At 72.9% G+C, this 14,968-nt stretch carries 11 protein-coding genes; all 11 read left to right on the top strand.

All coding sequences use genetic code 11. The features are described from left to right. The first annotated feature begins 11 nt into the window (after positions 1–11). The 11 genes from AC5L3C_RS01780 (at position 12) to AC5L3C_RS01730 (ending at position 14,952) form a co-directional block, all read left to right on the top strand. Positions 12–977: an ABC transporter substrate-binding protein gene (locus tag AC5L3C_RS01780; RefSeq protein WP_493646473.1), complete on the top strand. Its 966-nt coding sequence runs from the start codon at positions 12–14 to the stop codon at positions 975–977. A 241-nt stretch (positions 978–1,218) separates the two neighbouring features. Next, on the top strand, positions 1,219–3,657 hold the full coding sequence (locus AC5L3C_RS01775; protein ID WP_493646472.1) for a GcvT family protein: 2,439 nt from the start codon (positions 1,219–1,221) through the stop codon (positions 3,655–3,657). Between the two features lie 13 nt (positions 3,658–3,670). Then, complete coding sequence (locus AC5L3C_RS01770; protein WP_493646471.1) at positions 3,671–4,531, top strand: bifunctional methylenetetrahydrofolate dehydrogenase/methenyltetrahydrofolate cyclohydrolase; 861 nt, start codon at positions 3,671–3,673, stop codon at positions 4,529–4,531. A gap of 31 nt (positions 4,532–4,562) precedes the next feature. Then, complete coding sequence (locus AC5L3C_RS01765; protein ID WP_493646470.1) at positions 4,563–5,795, top strand: sarcosine oxidase subunit beta family protein; 1,233 nt, start codon at positions 4,563–4,565, stop codon at positions 5,793–5,795. Between the two features lie 22 nt (positions 5,796–5,817). Then, positions 5,818–9,171 carry a sarcosine oxidase subunit delta family protein gene (locus tag AC5L3C_RS01760; protein WP_493646469.1) on the top strand — a complete coding sequence of 1,118 codons (3,354 nt, stop codon included), beginning with the start codon at positions 5,818–5,820 and terminating at the stop codon, positions 9,169–9,171. Next, the gene (locus AC5L3C_RS01755; RefSeq protein ID WP_125501799.1) at positions 9,164–9,766 is read left to right on the top strand and encodes a sarcosine oxidase subunit gamma; all 603 of its coding nucleotides are present in this window, start codon (positions 9,164–9,166) and stop codon (positions 9,764–9,766) included. The genes AC5L3C_RS01760 and AC5L3C_RS01755 overlap by 8 nt, the downstream gene beginning before the upstream one ends. A 58-nt stretch (positions 9,767–9,824) precedes the next feature. Then, positions 9,825–10,655: a dihydropteroate synthase gene (folP, locus tag AC5L3C_RS01750; protein ID WP_125501797.1), complete on the top strand. Its 831-nt coding sequence runs from the start codon at positions 9,825–9,827 to the stop codon at positions 10,653–10,655. A gap of 192 nt (positions 10,656–10,847) precedes the next feature. Further along, positions 10,848–11,933: an S-(hydroxymethyl)mycothiol dehydrogenase gene (locus AC5L3C_RS01745; RefSeq protein ID WP_493646468.1), complete on the top strand. Its 1,086-nt coding sequence runs from the start codon at positions 10,848–10,850 to the stop codon at positions 11,931–11,933. Then, on the top strand, positions 11,930–12,562 hold the full coding sequence (locus AC5L3C_RS01740) for an MBL fold metallo-hydrolase (RefSeq protein ID WP_493646467.1): 633 nt from the start codon (positions 11,930–11,932) through the stop codon (positions 12,560–12,562). Before AC5L3C_RS01745 ends, AC5L3C_RS01740 begins: the two co-directional genes overlap by 4 nt. 75 nt (positions 12,563–12,637) lie before the next feature. Next, positions 12,638–13,777, top strand: coding sequence for an aromatic ring-hydroxylating oxygenase subunit alpha (locus tag AC5L3C_RS01735; protein ID WP_493646466.1), 1,140 nt, complete (start codon positions 12,638–12,640; stop codon positions 13,775–13,777). Further along, positions 13,774–14,952 carry an NAD(P)/FAD-dependent oxidoreductase gene (locus AC5L3C_RS01730; RefSeq protein WP_493646465.1) on the top strand — a complete coding sequence of 393 codons (1,179 nt, stop codon included), beginning with the start codon at positions 13,774–13,776 and terminating at the stop codon, positions 14,950–14,952. Before AC5L3C_RS01735 ends, AC5L3C_RS01730 begins: the two co-directional genes overlap by 4 nt. Positions 14,953–14,968: the final 16 nt, after the last annotated feature.

The following is a 14,968-nucleotide window of genomic DNA, read 5'->3' as shown; positions in this document are numbered from 1 at the left end:
AGCACCACACCATGGCACCACACTGGAGAGCGGGCGCGGCCGTCCTCGCGGCCCTCGGCCTCACGCTCACGGCCTGCGGCGGCGCGAAGGTCGGCGAGGACGGCACGGGCGGTTCGGCGGCCGGCTCCGGGGAGTGCGGCACCTTCAACCTCGCGGTCAACCCGTGGGTCGGCTACGAGGCCAACGCCGCCGTCATCGCGTACGTCGCGGAGAAGGACCTGGGCTGTGACGTCAAGCGGAAGAACCTCAAGGAGGAGATCGCCTGGCAGGGCTTCGGCACCGGTGAGGTGGACGCCGTCGTGGAGAATTGGGCCCACGACGACCTGAAGAAGAAGTACATCACCGACCAGAGGACCGCCGTGGACGCCGGCCCCACCGGCAACGAGGGACTCATCGGCTGGTACGTGCCACCGTGGCTGGCCGAGGAACACCCGGACATCCTCGACTGGAAGAACCTCGACACGTACGCGGACCGGTTCCGTACCTCGGAATCCGGCGGCAAGGGCCAGCTCCTCGACGGCGACCCGTCGTTCGTCACCAACGACGAGGCGCTGGTGAACAACCTGGAGCTGGACTACAAGGTGGTGTACGCGGGCAGCGAGACCGCGCTCATCCAGGCCTTCCGCAAGGCGGAGAAGGACAGGGAATGGATGATCGGCTACTTCTACGAGCCGCAGTGGTTCATGTCCGAGGTGCCGCTGAAGAAGGTGAAGCTGCCCGCGTACGAGGAGGGCTGCGACGCCGACCCCCAGAAGATCGCCTGCGACTACCCGGTCTACGTGCTCGACAAGATCGTCAGCGCGAAGTTCGCCGAGTCCGGCAGTCCGGCCTATGACCTGGTGAAGAACTTCCACTGGACCAACGAGGACCAGAACATCGTCGCCAAGTACATCGCGGTGGACAGGATGACCCCCGAAGCGGCGGCCGAGAAGTGGGTCGGGGCCAACCGCGCCAAGGTGGACGCCTGGATCGGGTGACCCGCTCGAAGCAACCCCCTCGAAGAACCCTTCACATCTGCCCGGCGGGCGGTGCGCACCCACGCGCACCGCCCGCCGGGCATGCCCGCGTTCGGGCCGGTTTTCCGGGCCGTTTTCCGGGCTCTTTTCCGGCGTAGCGGCCCTCTTGACACCCCCTTATGGCGACCGGCACGCTGAGTTGCGCAGCATGCAGATTGTTGCGTCAGTAGCAACTAGCGCGGTTCGAGGCGGAGGTGCGGCGATGGCGGGACCCCGAGCGGTCATCATCGGAGCGGGAGTCGTGGGCGCGGCACTCGCCGACGAGCTCTCCGCGCGAGGCTGGACCGACGTGACCGTGGTCGACCAGGGCCCGCTGCCCGCCACCGGGGGCTCCTCGTCACACGCCCCGGGCCTGGTCTTCCAGACCAACTCCTCCAAGACCATGACGGAACTGGCCCGCTACACCGTCGAGAAGTTCTGCTCGCTCGACGTCGACGGCGAGCCCTGCTTCCTCCAGGTCGGCGGCCTCGAAGTGGCCACCACCCCGGAGCGCCTCGCCGAACTCCACCGCCGCCACGGCTGGATCACCGCCTGGGGCATCGAGGCGCGCCTGCTGACCCCGGACGAGTGCGTCGAACTACACCCGCTGGTCGACCGCGACCGGGTCCTCGGCGGCCTCCTGGTGCCCACCGACGGCCTCGCCAAGGCCGTCCTCGCCGTGGAGGCGCAGATCCGCCGGGCCACCGGACGCGGGGTCCGCTTCCTCGCCCGTCACGAGGTGCTGGACGTGCTCCGGGCCGACGGCGAGGTGACGGGAGTGCGCACCGACCGGGGCGACCTGGAAGCCGACATCGTCGTGTGCTGCGCCGGCGTCTGGGGCCCGAGGATCGCCCGCATGGCCGGCATGAACCTGCCGCTGACCCCGCTCGCCCACCAGCTCGCCTGGACCGGTCCCGTCCCCGCCCTCGCCGGCCGGACCGAGGAGGCGGTCCGCCCGATCCTGCGCCACCAGGACGCCGACCTGTACTACCGCGAGCGCTACGACGGCCTCGGCATCGGTTACTACGGCCACCGCCCGATGCCGGTCTCCGCCGACGACATCCTCACCTTCGACGAGGCCGACGTGATGCCCTCGGTCCTGAAGTTCACCGAGGAGGACTTCGAGCCCGCCTGGGCCGAGACCCGGTCCCTGCTCCCGGCGACGCGGGAGGCCAAGATCGAGGAGGGCATCAACGGCCTGTTCTCCTTCACCACCGACAACTTCCCGCTGCTCGGCGAGTCCCCGGACGTCAAGGGCTTCTGGGTCGCCGAGGCGGTGTGGGTCACGCACTCCGCCGGGGTGGGCCGGGCGATGGCCGAGTGGCTGGTCGACGGCCACTGCTCGTCGTTCGACCTGCACGAGTGCGACGTCAACCGCTTCGAGCCGCACCAGCTCGCCCCGGAGTACGTCCTGGCCCGCGACTGCCAGAACTTCGTCGAGGTCTACGACATCCTCCACCCCCTCCAGCCCTCCGGCGACCCCCGCCCCCTGCGCACCAGCCCGTTCCACGTCCGCCAGCAGGAGCACGGCGCCTTCTTCCTGGAGGCGAACGGCTGGGAACGCCCGCACTGGTACGAGGCCAACGCGAGCCTGCTGGAAGGCCGTTCCATCCCGACCCCCAACGACTGGGCCGCGCGGTACTGGTCGCCCATCGTCGGTGCCGAGGCCCAGGCCACCCGCGAGACGGTCGCCCTGTACGACATGACGGCCCTCAAGCGCCTCGAGGTCGGCGGCCCCGGCGCCGCCGCCTTCCTGGAGCGGCTGGTCACCGGCAGGGTCGCCAAGTCCGTCGGCTCGGTCACGTACACGCTCCTGCTGGACCACGACGGCGGCATCCGCAGCGACATCACCGTCGCCCGCCTGGGACGCGACCTCTTCCAGGTCGGCGCCAACGGCAACCTCGACCTCGACTGGCTGCGCCGCCACCTGCCCGCCGACGGCAGTGTCCAGGCCCGCGACATCACCCCCGGCACCTGCTGCATCGGCCTGTGGGGCCCGCTGGCCCGCAAGGTCCTCCAGCCGCTCACCGACGAGGACTTCTCCAACGACGGCCTGAAGTACTTCCGCGCCAAGCGTGCCCACATCGGCAGCGTCCCGGTGACGGCGATGCGCCTGTCCTACGTCGGCGAACTCGGGTGGGAGCTGTACACGACCGCCGACCTCGGCCTGAAGCTCTGGGACACCCTGTGGGCGGCGGCCAAACCCCTCGGCGGCGTCATCGCCGGCCGCGGCTCCTTCAACAGCCTCCGCCTGGAGAAGGGTTACCGCTCCTTCGGCACCGACATGACCTACGAGCACGACCCGTACGAGGCCGGCGTCGGCTTCGCCGTCAGGCCCGACAAGGACGACTTCATCGGCAAGGCGGCACTGGAGCGCCGCAAGGGGAACGTCCGCCGCAGGCTGACCTGTCTCACCGTCGACGACCCGCAGGCGGTCGTGCTCGGCAAGGAGCCCGTGTACGACGCCGGGCGCGCGGTCGGGTACGTCACCAGCGCCGCGTACGGCTACACCATCGGCAAGGGCATCGCGTACGCCTGGCTGCCCGCCGAACTCACCAGCCCCGGCACGCCCGTCCGGATCGGCTACTTCGACCGGCTGATCGAGGCGGTCGTCGCCGAGGAGCCCCTGTTCGACCCGACCATGTCCCGCCTGCGCGGCTGACCGGGGGAGAGCCATGACCGCACACCTGCTCGACGGGAAGGCGACCGCGGCCGGCATCCGCCGCGAACTCGCCGAGCGCGTCGCCAAACTGACAGCCGTCACCGGCCGCCCGCCGGGACTGGGCACCGTCCTGGTCGGCGACGACCCCGGCAGCCACGCCTACGTCGCCGGGAAGCACCGCGACTGCGCGCAGGCCGGCATCGCCTCCCTGCGCCGCGAGCTGCCCGCCGACGCCACCCAGCGCCAGGTCGAGGACGTCGTCGACGAACTCAACGCCGATCCGGCCTGCACCGGCTACATCGTCCAGCTCCCGCTCCCGCGCCACCTCGACGCACACGCCGTACTGGAACGCATGGACCCGGCCAAGGACGCCGACGGACTGCACCCCGTCAACCTCGGCCGGCTGGCGCTGGGCATCGAGGCGCCGCTGCCCTGCACCCCGCGCGGCATCGTCGAGTTGCTCCGCCGGTACCGGGTGCCGGTCGCCGGAGCGCGCGTGTGCGTGATCGGCCGCGGCATCACCGTGGGCCGCCCGATCGGCCTGCTCCTCACCCGCCGCTCCGAGAACGCCACCGTCACCCTGTGCCACACCGGCACCAAGGGCCTCGCCTGGCATGTCCGCGAGGCCGACATCGTCATCGCCGCCGCCGGCTCGCCCGGACTGGTCACCAAGGACATGCTGCGGCCCGGCGCGGCCGTCCTCGACGTCGGTATCACCCGCACCGACCAGGGCCTGGCCGGCGACATCCACCCCGACGCGGCCCGGGTCGCCGGATGGCTCGCCCCGATGCCCGGCGGCGTGGGCCCCATGACCAGGGCGATGCTGCTCGCCAACGTCGTCGAGGCCGCCGAGAGGAACGCGAACGCCGTATGAACACCCACCCGTGCACCGAGGGAGCCGCCCGATGAGCCCCCGCACCCCCGGCGCCGACCTCCCCGAGCACCCCGGCTTCCTCTGGCGCAACCCCGCGCCCAAGCGGTCCTACGACGTGGTGATCGTCGGCGGCGGTGGCCACGGCCTGGCCACCGCCCACTACCTCGCGAAGAACCACGGCATCACCGACGTCGCCGTGCTGGAGAAGGGGTGGCTCGCGGGCGGCAACATGGCCCGCAACACCACGATCATCCGCTCCAACTACCTGTGGGACGAGAGCGCCGGCATCTACGAGCACGCGCTCAGACTCTGGGAGGGGCTGGAGGAGGAACTGGACTACCCGATCCTCTTCTCCCAGCGCGGCGTGCTCAACCTGGCGCACAGCCCGCAGGACGTCCGGGACAGCGTGCGCCGCGTGGAGGCGAACCGTCTGAACGGCGTGGACGCCGAGTGGCTCGACGCGGAGCGGGTCAGGGAGGTCTGCCCGATCGTCGACACCTCCCCGGACGTGCGCTACCCGGTCCTCGGCGGCACCTACCAGCCCCGCGCCGGCATCGCGAAGCACGACCACGTGGCCTGGGGCCTGGCCCGCTCAGCGGACGCGGCGGGCATCGACATCATCCAGAACTGCGAGGTCACCGGCCTCGACATCGTCGGCGGACGCGTGGTCGGGGTCCGGACCTCCCTCGGCCCGGTCCGGGCGGGCAAGGTGGCCCTCTGCGCCGCGGGCCACACCTCCGTCCTGGCCGCCATGGCCGGTATCCGACTGCCGTTGCAGAGCCATCCGTTGCAGGCGCTGGTGTCGGAGCTGCTGGAACCCGTGCACCCCACGGTCGTGATGTCCAACGCGGTCCATGTGTACGTCAGCCAGGCCCACAAGGGCGAGCTGGTGATGGGCGCGGGCATCGACGCGTACACCTCCTACACCCAGCGCGGCGCGTTCCACATCATCGAGGACCAGATGGCGGCGGCCCTGGAGCTCTTCCCGGTCTTCGCCCGCGCCCACGTCCTGCGCACCTGGGGCGGCATCGTCGACGTCAGCCCCGACGCCTCGCCGATCGTCGGGCTGACCCCGGTCGGCAACCTCTACGTCAACTGCGGCTGGGGAACCGGCGGCTTCAAGGCGACCCCGGGCGTCGGCTGGGTCTACGCCCACACCATCGCCCATGACGCCCCGCACCCCCTCAACGCCCCTTTCTCGCTCGACCGTTTCACCACCGGCGCGCTCGTCGACGAGCACGGCGCGGCCGCGGTGGCCCACTAGGGACCCAAGGGAGCCGAACGACATGCTGCTCATCCCCTGCCCGTGGTGCGGGCCGCGCGACGAGGCCGAGTTCCACTACGGCGGCCAGGCCCATGTGCCGTACCCGGACCACCCCGCGGACCTGACCGATGAGGAGTGGGCTCGCTACCTCTTCTTCCGCGACAACCCCAAGGGCCCGTTCGCCGAGCGCTGGAGCCACGCGGCCGGCTGCCGCCGCTGGTTCAACGCGATACGTGACACATCGACGAACGAGATCCTGACGGTGTACAAACCGGGCGAGCCCCGCCCCGACACCCCCCAGCCGAAACCACCCCGTCCGGCGTGCCCCCACCCACCCGCGCAGGGCCACACAGCCGGGCCGCTCCCGGCCGGTCCGGCGTCTGCGGACGGGGCCGATGGCGTTTCCAGCCCCCACCCACCCCCGCAGGGCCACGCAGCCCGGCGACTCCCAGCCCGTCCGGCGTTCGAGGACGAGGCCGTTCAGGCCGATCGGCGGGGGCCCGGGGGCGGCAGCCCCCGGGGGACGGGGACGGGCAGGGGCGGCGGGGGCGGGACAACCCAGCCCTTCCGCCACCCCACCCACGGCCGCATCGACCGCGACACCCCCCTCACCTTCACCTTCGACGGCACCACCTACCAGGGCTACCGAGGCGACACCCTCGCCTCCGCCCTCCTCGCCAACGGCGTCATCCACACAGGCACCAGCATCAAACTCGGCCGCCCGAGAGGCATCTTCTCCGCTGGCACGGAAGAACCCAACGCCGTCGTCCAGATAGTGGAACCCTTCCCCGAGCCCATGCTCCCCGCGACCACCGTCGAACTCCACGACGGCCTCGTCGCCACCGGTCTCCCCGGCCGGGGCCGCCTCGCCACCGCCCCGGACCCCGCCCGCTACGACGCCGTACACGCCCACTGCGACCTGCTGATCGTCGGCGCCGGCCCGGCCGGCCTGGCAGCCGCCGCGGCGGCCGCGGCATCCGGCGCCCGCGTCATCCTCGCCGACGAGCGCCCGGAACTCGGCGGCAGCCTGCTCGGCACCGGCGAACTCCTCGACTGGGCCGACGAGACCACCGCCGCGCTCGCCGCGGCCCCCGACGTGCGCGTCCTGCGCCGCACCACCGTCTTCGGCCACTACGACGACAACCACCTCCTCGCCGTCGAACGCCGCACCCACCACCTCGGCTCCGACGCCCCGGGCAACGTCTCCCGCGAACGCGTCCACCGCATCCGGGCCCGCCGCGTCGTCCTCGCCACCGGCGCCCACGAGCGCTCCCTCGCCTTCGCGGACAACGACCGCCCGGGCGTGATGCTGGCCGCCTCGGCCCGGACCCACCTCCACCGCCACGGCGTCCTGCCCGGCCGCCGCGCCGTGGTGTTCACCACCAACGACAGCGCCTACGCCGCCGCACTGGACCTCGCCGCCGCCGGCGTGGACGTCACGGCGATCGCCGACACCCGCGCCGAACCGGGCGAGTGGGCAGAGCGTGCCCGCGCGGCAGGCATCGAGGTGCTGCCCGGCCACGCCGTCACCGGCACGGCAGGCGCCCCGAGGCTGGCCTCGGTGACCGTCGCCCCGTTCGGACGGACCGAAGGCGGACGGGAGTTCACCGCCGACGTCCTGCTGGTGTCCGGCGGCTGGAACCCGGTGGCGCACCTGTTCAGCCAGGCGGGCGGCACGCTCCGCCACGACGAGGCGCTCGGCACCTTCGTGCCCGACTCCTCCCGTCAGGCCGTCGAGGTCGCGGGCAGCGCGAGCGGCGCGTTCGACCTGGCCGCGGTGCTCGCCCAGGGTGCGGCCGCCGGCACCCGGGCGGTCGAGGCCGAGGGCTTCGCCGCGCCCGCCCCGGCCCTCCCGCGGCCGCCCGCACAGCCGCGGAGCACACTCCCCATGCACGTGTACACCGTCCCCGGCCGCGACGGCGCCCCCCGCTTCGTCGACCTCCAGCGCGACGTCACCGTCGACGACCTGGCCCGCGCGACCGGCGCGGGGATGCGCTCGGTGGAGCACACCAAGCGCTACACCACGGCCGGTACGGCCAACGACCAGGGCAAGACCTCGGGCCTCCTGGCGAGCGGCGTCGTCTCCGAACTGCTCGGCGTGGACATCGGGGCGCTCGGCACCACCACCTTCCGGCCGCCGTACACACCGGTCTCCTTCGCGGCCCTCGCCGGCCGCAACCGGGGAGCGCTGCACGACCCCGTCCGCACCACCGCCCTGCACGACTGGCACGTCGCGCACGGCGCCCTCTTCGAGAACGTCGGCCAGTGGAAGCGCCCCTGGTACTACCCGCGCGACGGTGAGGACATGGCGGCGGCCGTACGGCGCGAGTGCGTCGCCGCCCGCGAGGGCGTCGCCTTCATGGACGCCTCGACCCTCGGCAAGATCGACGTACAGGGCCCGGACGCCGCCGTGTTCCTCGACCGCCTCTACACCAACATGATCAGCACCCTGAAGGTGGGCATGATCCGCTACGGCGTGATGTGCCGCCCGGACGGCATGGTCTTCGACGACGGCACGGTCATCCGCCTCGCCGCCGACCGCTTCCTGGTCACCACGACCACGGGCAACGCGGCCGCCGTACTGGACTGGATGGAGGAGTGGCTCCAGACGGAGTGGCCGGACCTGCGCGTCCACTGCACCTCGGTGACCGAGCAGTGGGCCACCGTGGCCCTGGCCGGCCCGCGCTCCCGTGACGTCCTCGGCGCGCTGGCGCCCCGACTGGCCGTGTCGAACGAGGACTTCCCCTTCATGGCGTGGCGGGAGACGACCGTCGCGGGCATCGCCGCACGGGTCTGCCGGATCAGCTTCTCCGGCGAACTCGCCTACGAGATCAACGTGTCACCGTGGGAGGCCCTCACCCTCTGGGCGGCCCTGTACGAGGCCGGGGCCCCGTACGGCATCACGCCCTACGGCACCGAGACGATGCACGTCCTGCGCGCCGAGAAGGGCTACCCGATCGTCGGCCAGGACACCGACGGCACGGTCACCCCGCACGACCTCGGCATGAGCTGGGCGGTGTCCAGGAAGAAGCCCGACTTCATCGGCAAGCGCTCCTTCGCCCGCGCCGACACCGTCCGCCCCGACCGCAAGCACCTGGTGGGCCTGCTCCCCGACGACCCGTCCGCCCTCCTCCCCGAGGGCACCCACCTGGTCACCGGCCCCGGACTGCCCGCCCCGCCCGTCCCGATGCTCGGCCACGTCACCTCCAGCTACCGCAGCGCCGCCCTGGGCCGGACGTTCGCGCTCGCCCTGGTCAAGGGCGGCCGCGACCGCATCGGCGAGCGCCTCTACGCGCCCGTGGGCGGCCGGCTGCTCCCGGTGACCGTCGCAAGCCCCGTCCTCCACGACCCCGAAGGAGCCCGCCGCGATGGCTGACACCACGCCCACCGCCCCGCTCCGCAGCCCCCTGGCGTCCGCCGCCGGCCGGCTGGCCGCCGCGACGCGCGCCTCCGGCGGCGCGGTCCGGCTGGCCGAACTCCCCTTCCTGTCCCAGGTGAACGTCCGTCTCGACGCCAAGACGGGCGCTGCGGACGCGGCCGGGCTCGCGCTGGGCCTGGACCTGCCCCTCGAACCCGGCACGGCCGTCCGTGCGGGGGAGTGGGCCGCACTGTGGCTCGGCCCCGACGAATGGCTCGTGGTGGGCCCGCCGGGCACGGAACGGGACGTGGAGACCCGGATCCGGGCGGCCGTGGGGGAGGAGCCCGTCTCCGTCACCGACGTCTCCGCCCAGCGCACCACCCTCCTCGTCTCCGGCCCCTGCGCACGCGACCTGCTGGCCCACGGCTGCGCGCTGGACCTTCACCCGCGCGCCTTCGCCCCCGGCCGCTGCGCCCAGACCACGCTGGCCCGTACCCAGGTCGTCCTCGTCGCCCGGGACGACCCCAGGGCGGGGTTCTGGGTGCTGGTCCGCTCGTCCTTCGCCGGGCATCTGGCCGACTGGCTGCTCGATGCGGCAGCGGAACACCTCTGAGCGGCGCACGCCGGCGCCCCGCCCGCCCGGCCTTCCGAGGCCCGGGAGGACGCTGGTCATGGGCGTCGTGAACGTCACCCCGGACTCGTTCTCCGACGGCGGGCTGTCGTTCGCCCCGGACGCGGCCGTCGCGCACGGACTCGCCCTCCTGGAGCAGGGGGCGGACATCGTGGACGTGGGCGGGGAGTCGACCCGGCCCGGCGCGGCGCGCCCGCCGGCCGAGGAGGAGCTGCGCCGCGTGCTGCCCGTGGTCCGCGAACTCGTCGCGGCGGGCGGGTTCGTCAGCGTCGACACCATGCGGGCCGAGGTCGCCGCCCGCGCGTTGGACGCGGGAGCGCGGATGGTCAATGACGTCTCGGGCGGTCTCGCCGACCCCGCGATGCTGCCCCTGATGGCCCGCTCGGGCGTGCCGTACGTGCTGATGCACTGGCGCGGCCATGCCGCCGGAATGCAGGCGAACGCCGTCTACGACGACGTCGTCACCGATGTGCTCGCAGAGCTGCGTGCGCGGACCGGGGCGGCGCTGGACGCGGGCGTGCCGCCCGGCCGCCTGGTCGTCGATCCCGGTCTTGGCTTCGCCAAGACCCCCGAGCACAACTGGGAGTTGCTGGGTCGCCTCGGGGAGGTCGTGCGGGCGCTGGAGTTTCCCGTCCTCGTGGGCGCGTCCCGCAAGTCGTTCCTGGGACACCTGCTGGCGGACCGGGCCACGGGGCGGCCCCGCCCGGCGCGGCAACGGGACGCCGCGACCACCGCCGTGTCCGCCCTCGCCGCGGCGCAGGGCGCCTGGTGCGTGCGCGTGCACGACGTCGCCTCGACGCTCGACGCGGTACGCGTGACGGCCCGTTGGGGCAGCGAGGCGGCGCGGCCGGCGCGGCCGGCCCCGGGCTGAGGGCCCAACCCTCTTGACAGTGGGGGTCCGTGGGGAGACAGTTTGGCAAGAGTTGCTTATAGCGGAGGCTGTTGCTCATTACGCAACTTACGCTCGGCCCTTGGGGGACCCGCCGACGTCCTCCGCCATCCAGAACATCCCGCCGAATGTCCCGACGTGCGCATTCGGCCGTCCCTCGGCGAGGAGAGCACCGTGACACACGAGGTACGCGCCGTCGTCGCCCTGGAAAGGGGCGCCCCGGTGTCCGTGGAGACCGTCCTGGTGCCGGACCCCGGCCCGGGTGAGGCACTGGTGCGGGTGCAGGCCTGCGGTGTCTGCCATACCGACCTGCACTACCGGGAGGGCGGGATCGGCGACGACTTCCCGTTCCTGCTCGGTCACGAGGCCGCGGGTGTGGTCGAGGCGGTCGGCGAGGGCGTCACCGAGGTCGCGCCCGGCGACTTCGTCGTCCTCAACTGGCGTGCGGTGTGCGGCACCTGCCGGGCCTGCGGCAGGGGCGAGCCGTGGTACTGCTTCGCCACCCACAACGCCGTCCGGCCGATGACGCTCGCCGACGGCACCCCGCTCACCCCGGCCCTGGGCATCGGCGCCTTCGCGGAGAAGACGCTGGTCGCCGCAGGCCAGTGCACCAAGGTCGACCCGACCGCCCCGGCCACCGCGGCGGGCCTGCTCGGCTGCGGGGTGATGGCCGGCTTCGGCGCCGCGGTCAACACCGGCGGCGTCGGCCGCGGCGACTCGCTCGCCGTCATCGGCTGCGGCGGCGTCGGCATGGCCGCCGTCGCCGGCGCCCGGGTGGCCGGCGCGAGCCGGATCATCGCCGTGGACGTCGACGAGCGGAAGCTGAAGTGGGCCGAGCGGTTCGGCGCCACCGACACCGTCGACTCCTCACGGACCGACGCCGTCGAGGCCATCCGCGACCTCACCGGAGGCTTCGGTGCCGACGTCGTCGTCGACGCGGTGGGCCGCCCCGAGACCTTCAAGCAGGCCTTCTACGCCCGCGACCTGGCCGGCACCGCCGTGCTGGTGGGCGTCCCCGCCCCGGAGTTCACCCTCGAACTGCCCCTGCTGGACGTCTTCAGCCGCGGCGGAGCCGTCAAGTCCTCCTGGTACGGCGACTGTCTGCCGTCCCGTGACTTCCCCGCCCTGATCGACCTGTACCTCCAGGGCCGCTTCGACCTCGCCGGATTCGTCAGCGAGATGATCGCCCTCGACGAGGTCGAGGAGGCGTTCGCCAAGATGCGGCGCGGCGAGGTCCTGCGCTCGGTGGTGGCGCTGTGACCGCGCGGATCCAGCACCTGGTCACCTCCGGGACCTTCCGCCTGGACGGCGGCAGCTGGGCGGTGGACAACAACGTCTGGCTGATCGGCGACGACCGGGAGGTCCTCGTCGTCGACGCGGCACACGACGCCGGGGCGATCGCCGCCGCCGTCGGCGACCGGCGCCTGGCCGCCGTCGTCTGCACCCACGCCCACAACGATCACGTCAACGCCGCCCCGGCCCTGGCCGCCCGCACCGGGGCACCCGTCCTCCTCCACCCGGCGGACGAGGTGCTCTGGAAGGAGGCGCACACTCCGCCGGTGCCCGGCTACCGGGAGCTCGCCGACGGCGAGGAGCTGACCGTCGCCGGCCTCCGGCTGCACGTGCTGCACACCCCCGGCCACTCGCCCGGCGCGGTCTGCCTGTACGCGCCCGAGCTGCGGGCCCTGTTCTCCGGCGACACCCTCTTCCGGGGCGGCCCCGGGGCCACCGGCCGCTCCCACTCCGACTTCGGCACCATCATCGGCTCCCTCCGCACCCGGCTGCTGCCGCTCCCCGCGGACACCACCGTGTACACCGGTCACGGCCCCAGCACCTCGATCGGCGCCGAAGCGCCCCACCTGGACGACTGGATCGCCCGGGGCCACTGAACGCCACCACCCCCACCCCGTCGACCCGTTCCACCCCCGCCGTGCGCGCGTCCGGCATCTTGTGAAGGAGACCCGATGACCATGAGGGACCTGCCTCCCAGCCTCATCTCCACGCTGCCCGGGGAGTACTACACCGATCCCGAGGTCTTCGCCCTGGAACAGGAGCGGGTCCTCGAGGCCATGTGGTTCTGCGTGACCCGCGCCGCGGAACTGGCCGGGCCGGGCCAGTTCCGCACCGTCCAGGTGGGCCGCGAGAGCGTCCTGGTCACCCGCTCCCGGGACGGCTCCGTCAAGGCGTTCCTGAACACCTGCCGGCACCGCGGCGCCCGCCTGTGCACGGAGGAGTCCGGCGAGGTCAAGCGGGCCTTCCAATGCCCGTACCACGCCTGGACCTACGGCCTGGACGGCAGGCTCGTCGCGGCGCCGAACCTGACGTCGATGCCGGACATCGACCGCACCGCCTTCGGACTGGTCGGCGTCCATGTCCGGGAGTGGCTCGGCTATGTGTGGGTGTGTCTGGCCGAGGACCCGCCCTCCTTCGAGGAGGACGTCGTGGGCGACGTGGCCGGCCGCCTCGGTGACGTGGAGTCGATCGGGCGCTACGGGATCGAGGATCTCGCCGTCGGCCGGCGGATCGTGTACGACGTGGCGGCGAACTGGAAGCTCATCGTCGAGAACTTCATGGAGTGCTACCACTGCGCCACCATCCACCCCGAACTCACCGAGGTGCTCCCGGAGTTCGCGGACGGGTACGCGGCGCAGTACTACGTCGGCCACGGCGCGGAGTTCGGCACCGGCGTCGAGGGCTTCACCGTCGACGGCGGCGAGGGCCTGGACCGGATCCCGGGCGTGGCCGAGGAGCAGGACCGCCGGTACTACGCGATCACCGTCCGGCCGCAGGTGTTCGTCAACCTCGTGCCGGACCACGTGATCTTCCACCGGATGTATCCGGTGGCCCACGACCGCACCGTCGTGGAGTGCGACTGGCTCTATCTGCCGCAGGTCGTCGACAGCGGCCGGGACATCGGCCGGTCCGTGGAGCTCTTCGACCGGGTCAACCGCCAGGACTTCGACGCGTGCGAACGCACCCAGCTCGGCATGGGCTCCCGTACGTATGCCAGGGGCGGCGTCCTGGTGCCCAGCGAACACCACATCGGCGACTTCCACACCTGGCTGCAGAACAAGATCGATGTGCGGCGTCAGGAGCCGGTATGAAGCACATCACGGTCGTCGGAGCGTCGCTGGCGGGCCTGAGCACGGCCCGTGCGCTGCGCGCGGAGGGCTACGACGGCGAGCTCGTCGTCGTGGGGGAGGAGCGCCACGCCCCCTACGACCGGCCGCCGCTGTCCAAGGACTTCCTCAAGGGGGACGTCGACGCCGACGCGCTCTGTCTCGTCGAGGCGGACGAGTACGAGGACCTGGACGTGCGGTGGCTGCTCGGCGAGCGCGCGACCCGGCTCGACCCCGCCGCCCGCACCGTCACCCTGGCCGGCGGACGGCAGGTGCGCACCGAAGGGGTCGTCGTCGCGACCGGCGCCGCGCCCAGGACACTCCCGGGCACCGACGGACTGGCGGGTGTCCACACGCTGCGCACCCTCGACGACGCCCTGGCCCTGCGCACCGAGCTGCTGGACGGACTGCCCAGGGTCGTCGTCATCGGCGCCGGCTTCATCGGCGCCGAAGTGGCGTCCACCGCCCACCGGCTCGGGCTCCACGTCACCGTCGTCGAGGCGCTCGAGGTACCGCTGGAACGCCAGCTCGGGCGCGAGATGGGGCGGGTGTGCTCCGCGCTGCACGGCGACCACGGGGTCCGCCTGCTGTGCGGAGCCGGTGTGGCGGAGCTCGTCGGCGGGAGCCGGGTCGAGGGGGTACGGCTGGCGGACGGGCGGGTGCTGCCCGCCGACGTCGTCGTGGCCGGGGTGGGCGTGCGGCCCGCCACCGGCTGGCTCGCCGGCTCCGGGGTGCCGGTGGACGACGGTGTGGTGTGCGACGCCGGCTGCTCGACCGGTGTCCCGGGCGTGGTCGCCGTCGGTGACGTCGCCCGCTGCCCCCACCCGTTCACCGGACGGCACGCCCGCATCGAGCACTGGAGCAACGCCGTCGAGCAGGCGCAGACCGCCGCCCGCACGCTGCTGACCGGTGTGCCGGTCCCCGCCCCGGCCACCGCGCCGTACTTCTGGTCCGACCAGTACCGGGTACGCATCCAGCTCGCCGGACACGTCGTCCCCGGCGCCGTGCCCGAGGTCGTCGAAGGCGATGTCGACAGCCGCTCCTTCACGGCGGTCTACCGGCACGGGGGCACCTCCGTCGCCGTGCTCTCCCTCAACCGGCCGAAGCTCTTCAACCGGCTCCGCCGCGGCCTCGTCCCCGCGGCGGCCGGCGTCTCATGATCTCCCCGCCCGGCGG

This window comes from Streptomyces speibonae (genome assembly GCF_984686075.1).
This window is presented reverse-complemented; position numbering and strand designations above follow the sequence as displayed.